Here is a 16457-nt window from a genome sequence, read left to right on the forward strand (position 1 = left end):
GGCCCGGTCACCCGCCGTGCGAGCCGTTCCCCGCGGACTCCCGGTCGCGTCGGCACTTGAGGACGGCGGCGGAGTGCGTGGTCCGCAGCTCGACCACCTGCTCCGGTGTCACGGCCCGGTCGTCGTACGTGCCCGTCACCGGGTCGGGATCCGGGTACCAGGAGATGCCCTCGGCCCGCAGGCAACGGGCCTCTTCACGGGCGGCGGCCAGCTGTTCCGGGGAGGCCTTCCCGGCGGAGGGTCTCGGCGGGGAAAGGCGCTCGCACGCCGCCTGGGCGGCGGCCACCTTCTCGTCGGTGTGGGGCTTCGATTTGTCGACGCGGGGAGCCCCGGAGTCGGTGTGCGTGATCGGAAGCCCCTGCTCTCGGAGACAGTCGTAGTAGGCGATTTCTGCCCGGTCCGGCGAAGGGCTGTCGCTCGCCGAGGGTTTCTCGTCTCCCGAACACGCGGTGAGCGCGAGAGACATGGCGAGAAGCAGAACGGGAATGTGCTTGCGCATGGGGGGAGTTTCTCATGAATTCCGGATGGAACAAGCGGGAGTTCCGGCCAGTTCCCGCTGTCCGCGATCCGGTTGGCCCCTTGCGCATTGCGGCACGGCTGCACTTAACTCCCGCTCGGTGTAAGGCTGTTGACATCCACAGACCCCTGTCTCTTTCTACGGTGAGGAATGTGCGAATGAACAAGAACCTGCGCGCGCTACGCCTTGCGGCCGCTCCGATGGCCGTCGCGGCCGCCTTTTTGATCACGGCGACTTCCCCCGCTTCGGCGTGGGTCCATGACGGATATCTGGAGCGGTTCGAGTTCGGCCTCTACTGGGACGACAACAGCAGGGGATGCGTCTTCGACAGCAACAACGACGACGACCACCTGACCGACGACACATTCACCGGTCCGGCAGGCTGCGGCGGGCGCGGGAAGGGAGTGAACGACAACACCACTTCCTACAACAACAGCGACATCTACGGCCGATACGTGTATACGGACGTCAACTACGGCGGAATCCGCGGCTCCATTCCGGCGGGCTACATCGGGAACGCCAGCTCGAACTACCGGAATTCGATCAGTTCGCTCCGCTGGTACCAGTAAGCCGCCCGCACTCCCGGAGGACGCCCATGCACCCCGCCCGATACCGCCAGGCCCTCGCGACCGTCCTGCTGACCGGGGCGGTCGCCCTCCTGGGGGCGGGCTGCGGTGGCGCCGGGGCGGGGAAGGGCGGGCCCGAGCCGGCGCTCGGACCCGTCGCCGCCAACCCCGCAGCCTCCGAGATCTCCCTCCCCCTGGACGCCTACACGGACTCGGACGCCGAGACCCGGCGGATGGATGGAGCACAGGACCGGCTGACCGCCCAGTGCATGGCTCGGTACGGGTTCGTCTACGAGGCCCCGGCGCGGCCGGCCGGGGACGGGACGAGCCAGGAGCGGCACCGGGACCTGTTCGGGGTGACGGATCCCGCGCAGGCCGCGTCACGCGGCTACGGCCGGGCCTCCGGGGAGGCGGCTCCGGCGAAACCGGCTCCGCCGCAACTCGGCGACAGCGCGGCGGCGGTGCTGTTCGGGAAGGGGCCGGGCGGCAACTCCCCCTCCGGCCCGGACCCGAGGAGCCAGGAGGAGGCCGAGGCCGCCGACAGCGGGATCGCGGTCGGCGGTCAGCGGGTTCCGGTGGGCGGCTGTCTCCGTGAGGGCTACCGCAAGCTGTACGCGCCCACCAAGGACAGCGTCGACCTGCTCTTCGCCTTCGGCCTCGCCTCCGACGCGCACACCCGCTCGCAGAAGGACTCCAGGGTGACCGCCGTGCTGCAGAAGTGGTCCGCCTGCATGGACCAGGCCGGCTACGGCGGAGTCGCCACGCCGTACGAGGTGGTCGAGAAGCTGGGGCTGGGGGGCGATCCGGCCGGTCCCAAGGCCGTCGCCGCCGCGACCGCCGACGTCGCCTGCAAGCGCGAGGTGAACCTCGTCGGTGTCTGGGCGGCGGTCGAGAGGGCGTACCAGGAGCGCCTCGTGGAGGAGAACGCGGAGACCCTCGCGCTCTACAAGAGGCAGCGCGAGGCCCGGCTCAGGATGGCCGCGAGCCTGGTCTGAGGGCATGCCGGAGGCCCGGTGCTCCGCCCGAGGGGGAGTACCGGGCCTCGCGGAGACCGGGTGGGTCAGAGGACGCGGACGGCGCCGGTCGGCATGTCGTAGCTGAGCGGGCGCTCGACGATGCCGGTGCTGGGGTTCTGCGCGCCGACGAACTTGCCGCCGCCGACGTAGATGGCGACGTGGTACGCGCTGCCCTTGGGGCCCCAGTACAGGATGTCGCCCGGCTGGAGGTTGCTCAGCGACACCGAGGTGCCGGCCAGGGACTGGTCCTGCGAGGTGCGGTCCAGGGAGATGCCGGCCTGGCGGTAGGCGGCCTGCACGAGGCCGGAGCAGTCGTACGCGGAGGGGCCGGTGGCGCCCATCACGTACGCCTTGCCGACCTGGGCGTAGGCGAAGTCGATGATGGCCGCGGCGGAGCCGGTGGCGGAGGAGCGGCCGCTGCTGGAGCCGCCCTTGACGGTGGCACCGCTGCCGTCGTCGGAGGCGGAGGCGTTGGTCAGGGAGGAGCGGCCGGAGCTGCGGCCCGCGCGCTCGGCCTCGGCCTTGCGGTCGGCCTCCTGCTTCGCCTTCTGCTCGGCGGCCTTCTGGGCGTCTTCCTTCGCCTGCTTCGCCTCGGTGGCGGCACCCGTACGGGCGCTCTCCTCCTGGGCGTTCAGCTCGCCGGTGATGGCGGCCTCGACGGCGGCGACGCGGGTGTTCTCGGCGGCCGTGTTGACGGCGTTGGAGACCTCGGTGCCGAGGTCCAGGCTGAGGACCGGCATCTCCAGCGTCGTCTCGGCCACGGGCTCGGTAGACGGGGACGCGCTCGCGGTGCCGGCCATGGCCAGGGTGCTGAGGACGCCACCGGCAACTCCGGCGCGGACCGCGAGCTTCGAGGCGCTGCGGCGGGGCTTCCGGTGGCTGGGTATGTGAGCGGTGTGGGACATGGGACAACCGCTATCAGGGGTGCAGGGTCACCTTCAAGAAACGTGGTCTGCGCCACAGTTGCGGGAAAAGCCCGGCAACCGGGCGCGCCGCGCCTCTTATTGACGCCGTAACGGGCGTATCGGACACGGCTTCACAAGGCTGTGATCATGGCGTTTCAGTAATAAGTCCGAATTGATCCACCGCCTACCATCCACCCGCACAGATGGCCAAGCCTCCTTTTTGCGGGTCATGATCCATGTGATGCAGGTCACAGTTACCTGTCGCCGTGAGGGCGCTGTGGCCGGCCTGTGATCCGACCGTGAACTTGTCGTGCGGTTCGTGGGCCGCGCGGCCGCTCGTGAACGGATGCACATCCTCTGCGCGCCGCCGCGGCGCCGGCCCGCCGTCCACTTCCGTATCGCCGGACCCCCCGGGCGGGGGAAGTGGATTCCACTACCACTCGGATCGCCCTGCCGCCAATTTGCCTGTAGCGCTCACTGTTTGATAGTGCAAGGCCGCCTCTACCTGCGGTAACGAGGTCGGTTGTCACGTTTGGTGATCATGTGGATGCCTTGCGTACGAAGATCACCACTCATCGGGCTTCATGATCGTTCGTCAGGTGGTGGAGATCACAAACTCGGTGTTGTTACCCGTGTCGCAGATCACAGACCGGCAGGCATAAGATGCGCAGCAGTCTGGCTTGTGAACTGCCTCACATGCGACCAACGGTCAAGGACGACTGGAAGGAGCGAGGAGCGTGAATGCCTACGCACCCATCCTCGTGCTCGGCGCCATCGGCGCAGGGTTTGCGATCTTCTCCGTGGTCATGGCCACGCTGATCGGCCCAAAACGGTACAACCGGGCGAAGCTTGAAGCGTACGAGTGCGGCATCGAGCCCACCCCCATGCCCGCCGGCGGCGGTCGCTTCCCCATCAAGTACTACCTCACGGCGATGCTCTTCATCGTCTTCGACATCGAGATCGTCTTCCTCTACCCCTGGGCCGTCACCTTCGACTCCCTGGGGATCTTCGGGCTCGTCGAGATGCTGCTCTTCGTGCTCACCGTCTTCGTCGCCTACGCATACGTCTGGCGCCGCGGCGGCCTGGAATGGGACTGAGGGGCTGAATTTTCCATGGGACTGGAAGAGAAGCTGCCGAGCGGCTTCCTGCTGACCACCGTCGAACAGGCCGCGGGCTGGGTGCGCAAGGCATCCGTCTTCCCGGCCACCTTCGGCCTCGCCTGCTGCGCCATCGAGATGATGACCACCGGCGCCGGCCGCTACGACCTCGCCCGCTTCGGCATGGAGGTCTTCCGCGGCTCCCCGCGCCAGGCCGACCTGATGATCGTCGCGGGCCGGGTCAGCCAGAAGATGGCCCCGGTGCTGCGGCAGGTGTACGACCAGATGCCCGCCCCGAAGTGGGTCATCTCCATGGGCGTCTGCGCCTCCTCGGGCGGCATGTTCAACAACTACGCGATCGTCCAGGGCGTCGACCACATCGTCCCGGTGGACATCTACCTGCCCGGCTGCCCGCCCCGCCCCGAGATGCTCATCGACGCGATCCTCAAGCTCCACCAGAAGATCCAGGGCTCCAAGCTCGGCGTGAACCGGGAAGAGGCGGCGCGCGAGGCGGAGGAGGCGGCCCTCAAGGCCCTCCCCACCATCGAGATGAAGGGGCTGCTGCGGTGAGCGACGAACCCGCCGTGGAGAACGGCAACGGCAACAACGTCCCCGCCCCCCGGGGCGCCACCCCCGGCCCCGAGGTGATCGGCGTCCGCAAGGGCATGTTCGGCGCCAGGAACGGCGGCGACACCAGCGGCTACGGCGGCCTCGTCCGCACCGTGGCCCTGCCCGGCGCGAGCTCCCGCCCCTACGGCTCGTACTTCGACGAGGTGGCCGACGAGCTGGAGGGCGCCCTGGAGGAGCAGGACCTGCTCCCGGAGAACGCCATCGAGAAGGTCGTCGTCGACCGCGGCGAGCTGACCCTGCACATCGCCCGCGAACACCTGGTGCGGGTGGCCTCCACCCTGCGTGACGACCCGGCCCTGCGCTTCGAGCTGTGCACCGGCGTCTCCGGCGTGCACTTCCCCGACGACAAGGGCCGCGAGCTGCACGCCGTCTACCACCTGCGGTCCCTCACCCACGGCCGGATCCTCCGGCTGGAGGTGTCGGTGCCCGACGGCGACCCGCACATCCCCTCGCTCGTCGCGGTCTACCCGACCAACGACTGGCACGAGCGCGAGGCGTACGACTTCTTCGGCCTGGTCTTCGACGGCCACCCCGCCCTCACGCGGATCATGATGCCGGACGACTGGCAGGGCTTCCCGCAGCGCAAGGACTACCCGCTCGGCGGCATCCCCATCGAGTACAAGGGCGCCCAGATCCCGGCTCCCGACCAGCGGAGGTCGTACAGCTGATGTCGAACACCCCCAACGCGGCCGACCCCGCGGCCTCCCGCGAAACCACCGAAGGCACCGTCTACACCGTCACCGGCGGCGACTGGGACGAGATCGTCCAGTCCGCGGCCAAGGCGGACGACGAGCGCATCGTCGTCAACATGGGCCCCCAGCACCCCTCCACCCACGGGGTGCTCCGCCTGATCCTGGAGATCGACGGCGAGACGGTCACCGAGGCCCGCTGCGGCATCGGCTACCTGCACACCGGCATCGAGAAGAACCTCGAATTCCGGAACTGGACGCAGGGCACCACCTTCGTGACGCGCATGGACTACCTGACGCCGTTCTTCAACGAGACCGCGTACTGCCTCGGCGTCGAGAAGCTCCTCGGCATCACCGACCAGATCCCCGACCGCGCCACCGTGATCCGCGTCCTGCTGATGGAGCTCAACCGGCTCTCCTCCCACCTGGTGTGCATCGCCACCGGCGGCATGGAGCTGGGCGCGACCACGATCATGATCTACGGCTTCCGGGACCGCGAGCTGATCCTCGACGTCTTCGAGCTGATCACCGGCCTGCGCATGAACCACGCCTTCGTCCGCCCCGGCGGCCTCGCCCAGGACCTGCCCCCCGGCGCGGTCGACCAGCTGCGCGAGTTCGTCAAGACGATGAAGAAGAACCTGCCGGAGTACGACAAGCTCGCCACCGGCAACCCCATCTTCAAGGCCCGCATGCAGGACGTCGGCTACCTCGACCTGGCCGGCTGCATGGCCCTCGGCGCCACAGGGCCGATCCTGCGCTCCGCCGGCCTGCCCCACGACCTGCGCAAGACCGACCCGTACTGCGGCTACGACAGCTACGAGTTCGACGTCCCCACCACCGAGAGCTGCGACTCCTACGGGCGGTTCCTGATCCGCCTGGAGGAGATGCGCCAGTCGCTGCGGATCGTCGAGCAGTGCCTGGACCGGCTGGAGCCCGGCCCGGTCATGGTCGCCGACAAGAAGATCGCCTGGCCGGCGCAGCTCGCCATGGGCCCCGACGGCCTCGGCAACTCCCTCGACCACATCAAGAACATCATGGGCACCTCCATGGAGGCCCTCATCCACCACTTCAAGCTGGTGACCGAGGGCTTCCGCGTCCCCGCCGGGCAGGCCTACGCGGCCGTCGAGTCCCCCAAGGGCGAACTCGGCGTCCACGTGGTCTCCGACGGCGGCACCCGCCCCTACCGGGTCCACTTCCGCGACCCGTCCTTCACCAACCTGCAGGCCATGGCGGCGATGTGCGAAGGCGGCCAGGTCGCCGACGTCATCGTCGCCGTCGCCTCCATCGACCCCGTGATGGGAGGCGTCGACCGATGACGGCCGATGCAGTGAACACGGGCATCAGCCTCGGGATGCCGCAGCTCCCCGCCCCCGACTTCCCCGCCGAGGTGCGCGCCCGGCTGGAAGCGGACGCGCGGGAGGTCATCGCCCGCTACCCCGACAGCCGCTCCGCGCTGCTGCCGCTGCTGCACCTGACGCAGTCCGAGGAGGGCTACGTCTCCCGCACCGGCATCCGCTTCTGCGCCGAGGTCCTCGGCCTGACCACCGCCGAGGTCACCGCCGTCGCCACCTTCTACACGATGTACCGGCGCAGGCCCTCCGGCGACTACCAGGTCGGGGTCTGTACGAACACCCTGTGCGCGGTGATGGGCGGCGACGCCATCTTCGCCGAGCTCCAGGAGCACCTCGGGGTCGGCAACAACGAGACCACCCCCGACGGCAAGGTCACGCTGGAGCACATCGAGTGCAACGCGGCCTGCGACTACGCCCCCGTGGTGATGGTCAACTGGGAGTTCTTCGACAACCAGACCCCCGACTCCGCCAAGGCCCTCGTCGACGACCTGCGCGCCGGCCGCCCGGTCGAACCGACCCGGGGCGCGCCGCTGTGCACGTACAAGGACACCGCCCGGATCCTGGCGGGCTTCCCCGACGAGCGCGAGGGCGCGGTGGAGGCGAGCGGCGGCGCGGGCCCCGCCTCCCTGATCGGCCTGCGCATCGCGCGCGGCGAGTCCCCGCACGCCCCGGTCGTCCGCCCGCGCGCCGAGACCGGTACCGAGGGAGGGGAGTGATGTCGGTGTCGACCGAACTCGAGAAGAACGGCACGAGCCCCGAAAAGCTGCTCGCGCCCGTCCTGTCGGCCTTCTGGGACGAGCCGGAGTCGTGGACGCTGGCCACCTACCGGCGCCACGAGGGCTACGAGGGCCTGCGCAAGGCCCTCGCGATGACCCCCGACGAGGTGATCGCCTACGTCAAGGACTCGGGCCTGCGCGGACGCGGCGGAGCCGGCTTCCCCACCGGGATGAAGTGGCAGTTCATCCCGCAGGGCGACGGCAAGCCGCACTACCTCGTCGTGAACGCGGACGAGTCGGAGCCGGGGACCTGCAAGGACATCCCCCTCCTCTTCGCCAACCCGCACTCCCTCATCGAGGGAATGGTCATCGCCTGCTACGCGATCCGCTCCGAGCACGCCTTCATCTACCTGCGCGGCGAGACCGTCCCCGTGCTGCGGCGGCTGCACGAGGCCGTGCGCGAGGCGTACGCGGCCGGATACCTCGGCAAGGACATCGACGGCAGCGGACGCAACCTCGACATCACCGTGCACGCGGGCGCGGGCGCGTACATCTGCGGCGAGGAGACGGCACTGCTCGACTCCCTCGAAGGCCGGCGCGGTCAGCCCCGGCTGCGTCCCCCCTTCCCGGCGGTCGAAGGCCTCTACGCCTGCCCCACTGTCGTGAACAACGTCGAGTCCATCGCCTCGGTTCCCGCGATCCTCAACAAGGGCAAGGACTGGTTCAAGGCGATGGGGACGGAGAAGTCCCCCGGCTTCACCCTCTACTCCCTCTCCGGGCACGTCGCCGGCCCCGGCCAGTACGAGGCCCCCCTCGGCATCACCCTGCGCCAGCTCCTCGACATGAGCGGCGGGATGCGCCCCGGACACCGGCTGAAGTTCTGGACCCCCGGCGGCTCCTCCACCCCCATGTTCACCGACGAGCACCTCGACGTCCCGCTCGACTACGAGGGCGTCGGCGCGGCCGGCTCCATGCTCGGCACCAAGGCCCTCCAGTGCTTCGACGAGACCACCTGCGTGGTGCGCGCCGTCACCCGCTGGACCGAGTTCTACGCCCACGAGTCCTGCGGCAAGTGCACCCCCTGCCGCGAGGGCACGTACTGGCTCGTCCAGCTGCTGCGCGACATCGAGGCGGGCAAGGGCGTCATGTCCGACCTCGACAAGCTGAACGACATCGCCGACAACATCAACGGCAAGTCCTTCTGCGCGCTCGGCGACGGCGCGGCCAGCCCGATCTTCTCCTCGCTCAAGTACTTCCGCGCGGAGTACGAGCAGCACATCACCGGGAAGGGCTGTCCCTTCGACCACCGGAAGTCGACCCTGTGGGCCGACGGTCCGGCCAAGAACTCCGAGGTGAACGCATGACCGTCGCCACCAGTGCCCCCGCGGGCGGCGGCGAGGCCGCCAAGCCGCCGCAGGACGACCTGGTCACGCTGACCATCGACGGCGCCGAGCTGTCCGTGCCCAAGGGGACCCTCGTCATCCGGGCCGCCGAACAGCTCGGCATCGAGATCCCCCGGTTCTGCGACCACCCCCTCCTCGACCCGGCCGGCGCCTGCCGCCAGTGCATCGTCGAGGTCGAGGGCCAGCGCAAGCCGATGGCCTCCTGCACCATCACCTGCACCGACGGCATGGTCGTCCGCACCCAGCTGACCTCCGAGGCCGCCGACAAGGCCCAGCGCGGGGTGATGGAGCTGCTGCTCATCAACCACCCGCTGGACTGCCCCGTCTGCGACAAGGGCGGCGAGTGCCCCCTGCAGAACCAGGCGATGTCGCACGGCAACGCCGAGTCCCGCTTCGAGGGCCGCAAGCGGACCTACGAGAAGCCCGTCGCGATCTCCACGCAGGTGCTGCTGGACCGGGAGCGGTGCGTGCTGTGCGCGCGCTGCACCCGCTTCTCCAACCAGGTCGCCGGAGACCCGATGATCGAGCTGCTGGAACGCGGCGCGCTCCAGCAGGTCGGCACCGGCGAGGGCGACCCGTTCGAGTCGTACTTCTCCGGCAACACCATCCAGATCTGCCCCGTCGGCGCCCTCACCTCGGCCGCCTACCGGTTCCGCTCCCGCCCCTTCGACCTCGTCTCCTCCCCGAGCGTGTGCGAGCACTGCGCGGGCGGCTGCGCGACCCGGACCGACCACCGGCGCGGCAAGGTGCTGCGCCGCCTCGCCGCCGAGGACCCCGAGGTCAACGAGGAGTGGATCTGCGACAAGGGCCGCTTCGCGTTCCGGTACGCGCAGCGCCCGGACCGGCTGACCACCCCGCTGGTGCGCGGGGCCGACGGGATCCTCGCCCCGGCGAGCTGGCCCGAGGCCCTGGAGGCCGCGGCCGCCGGGCTCACCGCCGCGCGCGACCGCGCCGGAGGCGCCGGTGTGGGCGTTCTGACCGGCGGCCGGCTGACCGTCGAGGACGCCTACGCGTACGCCAAGTTCGCCCGGGTCGTGCTCGACACCAACGACATCGACTTCCGGGCCCGCGTGCACAGTGCGGAGGAGACCGAGTTCCTGGCCGCCTCCGTCGCCGGCACCGGCAAGGACCTCGACGGGACGGGCGTCACCTACGCCTCCCTGGAGGCCGCCCCGGCCGTCCTGCTCGTCGGAATCGAGGCCGAGGAGGAGGCCCCCGGGGTCTTCCTGAGGCTGCGCAAGGCCCACCGCAAGCGGGGCCAGCGGACGTACGCCCTCGCCCCGTTCGCCACCCGCGGCCTGACCAAGGCGGGCGGCACCCTGCTGGGCGCCGCCCCCGGCACCGAGCCCGAGTGGCTGGACGCCCTGGCCTCGCGCACCGGCCTGGAGGCGGGCGGCGCCGAAGCCGCCGAGGCCCTGCGCAAGCCGGGGGCGGTCCTCGTCGTCGGGGAGCGGCTCGCCGCGGTGCCCGGCGCGCTGACCGCCGCCGTACGGGCGGCCACCGCGACCGGGGCCCGGCTGGTGTGGATCCCGCGCCGGGCCGGGGAGCGGGCCGCGATCGAGGCGGGCGCGCTGCCGTCCCTGCTGCCGGGCGGCCGTCCGGCCACCGACCCGCGGGCCCGCGACGAGGTCGCCGGCGCCTGGGGGCTGGAGGTGCTGCCGCACCGCTACGGCCGCGACACCGGCCAGATCATCGAGGCCGCCGCCACCCGCGAGCTGGGCGCCCTGCTGGTCGCGGGCGTCGAGGTCGGCGACCTGCCCGACCCGCAGCGGGCGCGCACGGCCCTCGAGGAGGCCTTCGTGGTCTCCCTGGAGCTGCGGCCCGGCGAGGTCACCGACCACGCGGACGTGGTCCTTCCGGTCGCCGCCGTCGCCGAGAAGGCGGGCACGTTCATCAACTGGGAGGGCCGGGTGCGCCCCTTCGAGGCCGCCCTCAAGCCCGACCAGATGACCCGCCGCCTCGCCCCGGCCGACGCCCGCGTGCTGCACATGCTGGCCGACGCCGCCGACCGGCCGATCGCCCTGCCCGACGTGCACGCCGTACGCCGGGAGCTGGAGCGGCTCGGCCCCTGGGAGGGCGACCTCGCCCCCGAGCGGTCCACCTCCCCGGAGCCGCTGCCCCGGCCCGGCGCGGGGGAGGCGGTCCTGGCCGCCCACCGCCTGCTGCTGGACCTGGGCCGGCTCCAGGAGGGCGACGAGGCCTTGGCCGGGACCCGGCACGAGGCCGCGGCCCGGCTGTCGGCCGCCACGGCCGCGGAGACCGGCGTCAAGGACGGCGACCTCCTCGCCGTCACCGGCCCGGCCGGCTCGGTGGAACTCCCGCTGCGGATCACCGAGATGCCCGACCGGGTCGTGTGGCTCCCCCTGAACTCCACCGGCTCCGGCGTCCTCGCCGACACCGGCGCCCTGCCCGGCACGCTCGTCCGCATCGGACCGGCGCCGGCCCCGGCCGCCCCCGCCAAGGAGGTGCGAGCGTGAGCAGCCTCGCCCACATCGCGGCGCAGCAGCCGCACGTCCTCGCCGCCGAGGACCTGTCCCTGTTCGGCAGGGACGTCTGGTGGCTCGTCCTGCTGAAGGCGGTGTTCTGCTTCGCCTTCCTGATGGTGACCGTGCTGTTCTCCATCGTCTGGGAGCGCAAGGTCGTCGCCTGGATGCAGTTGCGCATCGGCCCCAACCGGCACGGGCCCTGGGGCATGCTCCAGTCGCTCGCCGACGGCGTGAAGCTGATGCTGAAGGAAGACGTCATCGTCAAGCGGGCCGACAAGGTGGTGTACGTCCTGGCGCCGATCATCGCGGCGATCCCGGCGTTCATGGCCATCGCGGTGATCCCGTTCGGCCCGTCCGGCAACGAGGTCTCGATCTTCGGGCAGCGCACCACGATGCAGCTGACCGACCTGCCGATCGCGATGCTGTACGTCCTGGCCGTGGCCTCGGTCGGCATCTACGGGATCGTGCTGGCGGGCTGGTCCTCCGGCTCGACCTACCCGCTGCTGGGCGGCCTGCGCTCCTGCGCGCAGATGATCTCGTACGAGATCGCGATGGGCGCGGCCTTCGCCTCGGTCTTCCTCTACTCCGGGTCCATGTCGACCTCGCAGATCGTGGAGGCGCAGGCGGACCGGTGGTACATCGTGCTGCTGCCGGTCTCGTTCATCATCTACGTGATCACGATGGTCGGCGAGACCAACCGCGCCCCCTTCGACATGCCGGAGTCCGAGGGCGACCTCGTCGGCGGCTTCAACACCGAGTACTCCTCCATCAAGTTCGCGCTGTTCATGCTGGCCGAGTACGTCAACATGGTCACCGTCTCGGCCGTCTCGGTCACCCTCTTCCTGGGCGGCTGGCGGGCCCCGGCGCCGATCTCCACCTACTGGGAGGGCGCGAACCACGGCTGGTGGCCGCTGCTCTGGTTCGTCATCAAGGTGCAGCTGCTGCTGTTCTTCTTCATCTGGCTGCGCGGCACGCTGCCCCGCGTGCGCTACGACCAGCTGATGAAGCTCGGCTGGAAGGTACTGATCCCCGTCTCGGTGGTCTGGCTGATGCTGGTCGCCACCGTCCGGGCGCTGCGCAACGAGCGCTACGACTTCTCGGAGATCGTGCTCTACGTCGGCGGGGCCGTCGTGGCGATCCTGCTGCTGACCTCCGTCGCCGACCACTTCCGCGACAAGCGCGAGAAGACGGCCGCCGAGCGGGCCGGCAAGGCCGCGGCCGCCGAGCCCTTCGACCCGATGGCGGGCGGATTCCCCGTCCCGCCCAAGCCCGGCCAGCACCTGGCGCCCGTACCGCGCAGGCGGCCCCGCGCCGCGCGGGAGCTGATTGTCAGTGGCGGGACGAATACTGACAGTGACCGAGAGGAGGGTTGAGACGTGTCCGACGAGAAGTCCGAAAAGTGGCAGAACCCGGTGGCCGGCTTCGGCGTGACCTTCAAGGCCATGTTCAAGAAGCGCCTCACCGAGCAGTACCCGGAGCAGGAGAAGGCCACCGCTCCGCGGTTCCACGGAAGGCACCAGCTCAACCGGCACCCCGACGGTCTGGAGAAGTGCATCGGGTGCGAGCTGTGCGCCTGGGCGTGTCCCGCCGACGCGATCTACGTGGAGGGCGCGGACAACACCGAGGAGGAGCGCTACTCCCCGGGTGAGCGGTACGGGCGGGTCTACCAGATCAACTACGCCCGCTGCATCCTGTGCGGGCTCTGCATCGAGGCCTGCCCGACCCGGGCGCTGACGATGACGAACGAGTTCGAACTGGCCGACAGCAGCCGCGAGTCGCTCATCTACACCAAGGAGCAGCTCCTCGCCGGTCTGACCGAGGGCATGGTCGACAGCCCGCATTCGATCTTCCCGGGCATGGACGAGCAGGACTACTACCGGGGGCTGGTGAAGGGCGCCGCGCCCGGCACCGAGCGGCAGGTGGCGGTCTCCAGGGGCGAGGTCCCGGCCGACGGCGGTGCGGAGAACGGCGCGCAGAACGGCGCGCCGGCCGAGGGGGTCGGAGCATGAACGCCCTCGCGGCCGCCGCCACCACGACCTCCACCGGCGAGGCCCTCCAGTTCTGGGTGCTGGGCACCGTCGCCGTCATCGGCGCGCTCTGCACGATCCTGATGAGGAAGGCCGTGCACAGCGCCCTGTGCCTGGCCGGGACGATGATCATCCTCGCGGTGTTCTACCTGGCCAACGGGGCGTACTTCCTGGGCGTGGTCCAGGTCGTCGTCTACACCGGCGCCATCATGATGCTGTTCCTCTTCGTGGTCATGCTCGTCGGCGTCACGGCGGCGGACTCGCTGAAGGAGACCATCAAGGGCCAGCGCTGGCTGGCCGCCCTGTGCGGGCTCGGCTTCGGCATCCTGCTGATCGCCGGCCTCGCCAACGCCAAGCTGACCCACTTCAACGGCCTCGGCCGGGTCAACTCCGCGGGGCACGTCGAGGGCCTGGCCCAGCTGATCTTCACCCGCTACATCTTCGCCTTCGAGATCACCGGCGCCCTGCTGATCACGGCGGCCGTCGGCGCGATGGTCCTCACCCACCGCGAGCGCACGGAGCGGGCCGCCACCCAGCGCGAGCTCTCCGAGAAGCGCGTCCGCGAGGGCGTCCAGGTCCCGCCGCTCCCGGCCCCCGGCGTCTACGCCCGGCACAACGCCGTGGACATCGCCGGCCTGCTGCCCGACGGGACCCCGTCCGAGCTGACCGTCAGCAAGACGCTGCGCGCCCGCGGCCAGATCCGCGACGTGTCCACCGAGGCCCTCGACGACCTCAAGGCGCTGGAGCAGCGCTCCGCGGAGCGCCTCGGCCGTGACTCCCGAGAGGAGGCCTCGAAGTGAATCCGGTCAACTACCTGTACCTGGCCGCCCTGCTGTTCACCATCGGCGCGGCCGGCGTCCTCATCCGGCGCAACGCCATCGTGCTGTTCATGTGCGTCGAGCTGATGCTCAACGCCTGCAACCTCGCGTTCGTGGCGTTCTCCCGGATGCACGGCAACCTCGACGGCCAGATCATCGCGTTCTTCACGATGGTCGTCGCCGCCGCGGAGGTCGTGGTGGGCCTCGCGATCATCGTGTCGCTGTTCCGTACCCGCCACTCGGCCTCGGTCGACGACGCCAGCCTGATGAAGCTGTAAGGGGCCTTCACCGTGGAGAATCTGATCGCGCTCCTGGTGGGCGCACCCCTGCTCGGGGCGGCGGTGCTGCTGTGCGGCGGCCGGCGCCTCGACAAGGCCGGCCACTGGCTCGGGACCCTGCTCGCCGCGGTCTCGTTCGGCATCGGCGTGGTCCTCTTCGCCGGCCTGCTGGGCCGTGGCGCCGAGGACCGCACGCTGCACCAGCACCTGTTCAGCTGGGTGCCGGTGGAGGGCTTCCAGGCGGACCTCGCCTTCCAGCTCGACCAGCTGTCGATGACCTTCGTCCTGCTGATCTCCGGCGTGGGCACGCTCATCCACGTGTACTCGATCGGGTACATGGAGCACGACGAGCGCCGCCGCCGCTTCTTCGGCTACCTCAACCTGTTCGTCGCGGCGATGCTGCTGCTCGTCCTCGCCGACAACTACCTGCTGCTGTACTTCGGCTGGGAGGGCGTGGGCCTCGCCTCGTACCTCCTGATCGGCTTCTGGCAGCACAAGCCCAGCGCGGCCACCGCCGCGAAGAAGGCCTTCCTGGTCAACCGGGTCGGCGACATGGGCCTTTCGATCGCCATCATGATCATGTTCACCACTTTCGGGACCTTCGCCTTCGGCCCGGTCCTCGCCGGCGTCGGCAAGACGTCCGAGGGCACGCTGACGGCGATCGGCCTGATGCTGCTGCTGGCGGCCTGCGGCAAGTCGGCCCAGGTGCCGCTGCAGTCCTGGCTCGGTGACGCGATGGAGGGCCCGACCCCGGTCTCCGCCCTCATCCACGCGGCGACCATGGTCACCGCCGGCGTGTACCTGATCGTCCGCTCCGGCGCGATCTTCAACGCGGCGCCCGACGCCCAGCTGGTGGTCACCGTCGTCGGCGCGGTCACGCTGCTGTTCGGTGCGATCGTCGGTTGCGCCAAGGACGACATCAAGAAGGCCCTCGCCGGATCGACCATGTCGCAGATCGGCTACATGGTCCTCGCCGCGGGCCTCGGCCCCATCGGCTACGTCTTCGCGATCATGCACCTGGTGACGCACGGCTTCTTCAAGGCCGGCCTCTTCCTCGGCGCGGGTTCCGTCATGCACGGGATGAACGACGAGGTGGACATGCGCAAGTACGGCGGCCTGCGCACCTACATGCCGGTCACCTTCGTCACCTTCGGCCTCGGCTACCTGGCCATCATCGGCTTCCCGGGCCTGTCGGGCTTCTTCTCCAAGGACAAGATCATCGAGGCGGCCTTCGCGAAGGGCGGCACCGAGGGCTGGATCCTCGGCGGCGCGGCCCTCCTGGGCGCGGGCATCACCGCCTTCTACATGACCCGCGTCATGCTCCTCACCTTCTTCGGCGAGAAGCGCTGGCAGCCCGCCCCCGACGCGGACCGGGCGCCCAGCGCCGAGCCGGCCGCCGAACACCACGCCGGCGACCGCATGCCGCACCCGCACGAGTCCCCGAAGTCCATGACCGTCCCGATGATCGTGCTGGCCTTCGGCTCCGTCTTCGCGGGCGGCTTCTTCGGACTCGGCGACCGCTTCCTGAAGTGGCTGGAGCCGGTCACCGGGCACGAGCACGGCAACCCGCCGATCGGCGCCCTGACCGTCACCCTCTCCACGATGGTGGTCCTCGTCATCGGCGTCGCCATCGCCTGGTCCATGTACGGGAAGAAGCCGGTCCCCGTGACCGCCCCGCGCGGCTCGTTCCTCACCAGGGCGGCCCGCCGGGACCTGTTCCAGGACGACTTCAACCACGTCGTCCTCGTGCGCGGCGGAGAGCACCTGACCCGCTCGCTCGTGTACGTCGACCACAGCCTGGTCGACGGAGTGGTCAACGGGACGGCCGCCTCGGTCGGCGGGCTCTCGGGCCGGCTGCGCAAGCTGCAGAACGGCTACGCCCGCAGCTACGCGGTCTCGATGTTCGGGGGCACGGCGATCCTGATCGCCGCGACCCTGCTGATGAGGGCGGTGTGAC

16 protein-coding genes are annotated in these 16457 nt (G+C 70.3%); 14 read left to right on the forward strand and 2 right to left on the reverse strand.

Annotated elements, in window-relative coordinates; translation table 11 throughout:
* Positions 1-7: 7 nt before the first annotated feature.
* Complete coding sequence (locus ACFY0O_RS30090; protein ID WP_388952377.1) at positions 8-499, reverse strand: hypothetical protein; 492 nt, start codon at positions 497-499, stop codon at positions 8-10.
* A 176-nt stretch (positions 500-675) separates the two neighbouring features.
* On the opposite strand from ACFY0O_RS30090, the gene ACFY0O_RS30095 reads away from it, so the two are divergent.
* Together ACFY0O_RS30095 and ACFY0O_RS30100 are read left to right on the forward strand one after the other, a co-directional pair.
* Entirely contained in the window at positions 676-1086 is a 411-nt protein-coding gene (locus tag ACFY0O_RS30095; protein ID WP_388952379.1) for a hypothetical protein, read from the forward strand.
* A gap of 26 nt (positions 1087-1112) precedes the next feature.
* Positions 1113-2078 carry a hypothetical protein gene (locus ACFY0O_RS30100; protein ID WP_388952382.1) on the forward strand — a complete coding sequence of 322 codons (966 nt, stop codon included), beginning with the start codon at positions 1113-1115 and terminating at the stop codon, positions 2076-2078.
* A 65-nt stretch (positions 2079-2143) separates the two neighbouring features.
* On the opposite strand, the gene ACFY0O_RS30105 is transcribed toward ACFY0O_RS30100, so the two are convergent.
* The gene (locus tag ACFY0O_RS30105; RefSeq protein WP_388952385.1) at positions 2144-3004 is read right to left on the reverse strand and encodes a C40 family peptidase; all 861 of its coding nucleotides are present in this window, start codon (positions 3002-3004) and stop codon (positions 2144-2146) included.
* A gap of 737 nt (positions 3005-3741) precedes the next feature.
* Here ACFY0O_RS30105 and ACFY0O_RS30110 point away from each other — a divergent pair.
* From ACFY0O_RS30110 to nuoL, 12 genes are read left to right on the forward strand one after another with little or no spacing between them, the layout of a single operon-like run.
* Entirely contained in the window at positions 3742-4101 is a 360-nt protein-coding gene (locus ACFY0O_RS30110; RefSeq protein ID WP_045946775.1) for an NADH-quinone oxidoreductase subunit A, read from the forward strand.
* Between the two features lie 15 nt (positions 4102-4116).
* Positions 4117-4671: an NADH-quinone oxidoreductase subunit B family protein gene (locus ACFY0O_RS30115; RefSeq protein ID WP_079429234.1), complete on the forward strand. Its 555-nt coding sequence runs from the start codon at positions 4117-4119 to the stop codon at positions 4669-4671.
* Positions 4668-5399, forward strand: coding sequence for an NADH-quinone oxidoreductase subunit C (locus ACFY0O_RS30120; RefSeq protein WP_388952389.1), 732 nt, complete (start codon positions 4668-4670; stop codon positions 5397-5399). Before ACFY0O_RS30115 ends, ACFY0O_RS30120 begins: the two co-directional genes overlap by 4 nt.
* Positions 5399-6736, forward strand: coding sequence for an NADH-quinone oxidoreductase subunit D (locus ACFY0O_RS30125; protein ID WP_358899185.1), 1338 nt, complete (start codon positions 5399-5401; stop codon positions 6734-6736). Before ACFY0O_RS30120 ends, ACFY0O_RS30125 begins: the two co-directional genes overlap by 1 nt.
* A complete protein-coding gene (gene nuoE / locus ACFY0O_RS30130; protein ID WP_358899183.1) occupies positions 6733-7488 on the forward strand; it encodes an NADH-quinone oxidoreductase subunit NuoE in 756 nt (251 codons plus the stop codon). The genes ACFY0O_RS30125 and nuoE overlap by 4 nt, the downstream gene beginning before the upstream one ends.
* The gene (gene nuoF / locus ACFY0O_RS30135) at positions 7488-8852 is read left to right on the forward strand and encodes an NADH-quinone oxidoreductase subunit NuoF (protein ID WP_388952392.1); all 1365 of its coding nucleotides are present in this window, start codon (positions 7488-7490) and stop codon (positions 8850-8852) included. The genes nuoE and nuoF overlap by 1 nt, the downstream gene beginning before the upstream one ends.
* Positions 8849-11368: an NADH-quinone oxidoreductase subunit G gene (locus ACFY0O_RS30140; protein WP_388952395.1), complete on the forward strand. Its 2520-nt coding sequence runs from the start codon at positions 8849-8851 to the stop codon at positions 11366-11368. Before nuoF ends, ACFY0O_RS30140 begins: the two co-directional genes overlap by 4 nt.
* The gene (gene nuoH / locus ACFY0O_RS30145; protein ID WP_388952397.1) at positions 11365-12750 is read left to right on the forward strand and encodes an NADH-quinone oxidoreductase subunit NuoH; all 1386 of its coding nucleotides are present in this window, start codon (positions 11365-11367) and stop codon (positions 12748-12750) included. The genes ACFY0O_RS30140 and nuoH overlap by 4 nt, the downstream gene beginning before the upstream one ends.
* Before the next feature lie 3 nt (positions 12751-12753).
* Positions 12754-13386 (forward strand): NADH-quinone oxidoreductase subunit NuoI, encoded by a 633-nt coding sequence (gene nuoI, locus ACFY0O_RS30150; protein ID WP_388952400.1) that lies wholly within the window; start codon positions 12754-12756, stop codon positions 13384-13386.
* Complete coding sequence (locus tag ACFY0O_RS30155; protein WP_388952402.1) at positions 13383-14204, forward strand: NADH-quinone oxidoreductase subunit J; 822 nt, start codon at positions 13383-13385, stop codon at positions 14202-14204. Before nuoI ends, ACFY0O_RS30155 begins: the two co-directional genes overlap by 4 nt.
* On the forward strand, positions 14201-14500 hold the full coding sequence (nuoK, locus tag ACFY0O_RS30160) for an NADH-quinone oxidoreductase subunit NuoK (protein ID WP_045946785.1): 300 nt from the start codon (positions 14201-14203) through the stop codon (positions 14498-14500). Before ACFY0O_RS30155 ends, nuoK begins: the two co-directional genes overlap by 4 nt.
* Positions 14501-14512: 12 nt before the next feature.
* Positions 14513-16456, forward strand: coding sequence for an NADH-quinone oxidoreductase subunit L (nuoL, locus tag ACFY0O_RS30165; protein WP_388952404.1), 1944 nt, complete (start codon positions 14513-14515; stop codon positions 16454-16456).
* Position 16457: the final 1 nt, after the last annotated feature.

Origin of the sequence: Streptomyces sp. NPDC001594 (genome assembly GCF_042893675.1) — a bacterium.
In the GTDB taxonomy this organism is placed as follows: domain Bacteria; phylum Actinomycetota; class Actinomycetes; order Streptomycetales; family Streptomycetaceae; genus Streptomyces.

Bases quoted from the DNA above. Each gene is read 5' to 3' on its own strand.
- ACFY0O_RS30105 (WP_388952385.1), bottom strand. From the start codon at position 3,004: ATGTCCCACACCGCTCACATACCCAGCCACCGGAAGCCCCGCCGCAGC.
- ACFY0O_RS30100 (WP_388952382.1), top strand. From the start codon at position 1,113: ATGCACCCCGCCCGATACCGCCAGGCCCTCGCGACCGTCCTGCTGACC.
- ACFY0O_RS30090 (WP_388952377.1), bottom strand. From the start codon at position 499: ATGCGCAAGCACATTCCCGTTCTGCTTCTCGCCATGTCTCTCGCGCTC.
- ACFY0O_RS30125 (WP_358899185.1), top strand. From the start codon at position 5,399: ATGTCGAACACCCCCAACGCGGCCGACCCCGCGGCCTCCCGCGAAACC.
- nuoF (WP_388952392.1), top strand. From the start codon at position 7,488: ATGTCGGTGTCGACCGAACTCGAGAAGAACGGCACGAGCCCCGAAAAG.
- nuoE (WP_358899183.1), top strand. From the start codon at position 6,733: ATGACGGCCGATGCAGTGAACACGGGCATCAGCCTCGGGATGCCGCAG.
- ACFY0O_RS30140 (WP_388952395.1), top strand. From the start codon at position 8,849: ATGACCGTCGCCACCAGTGCCCCCGCGGGCGGCGGCGAGGCCGCCAAG.
- ACFY0O_RS30095 (WP_388952379.1), top strand. From the start codon at position 676: ATGAACAAGAACCTGCGCGCGCTACGCCTTGCGGCCGCTCCGATGGCC.
- ACFY0O_RS30155 (WP_388952402.1), top strand. From the start codon at position 13,383: ATGAACGCCCTCGCGGCCGCCGCCACCACGACCTCCACCGGCGAGGCC.
- ACFY0O_RS30115 (WP_079429234.1), top strand. From the start codon at position 4,117: ATGGGACTGGAAGAGAAGCTGCCGAGCGGCTTCCTGCTGACCACCGTC.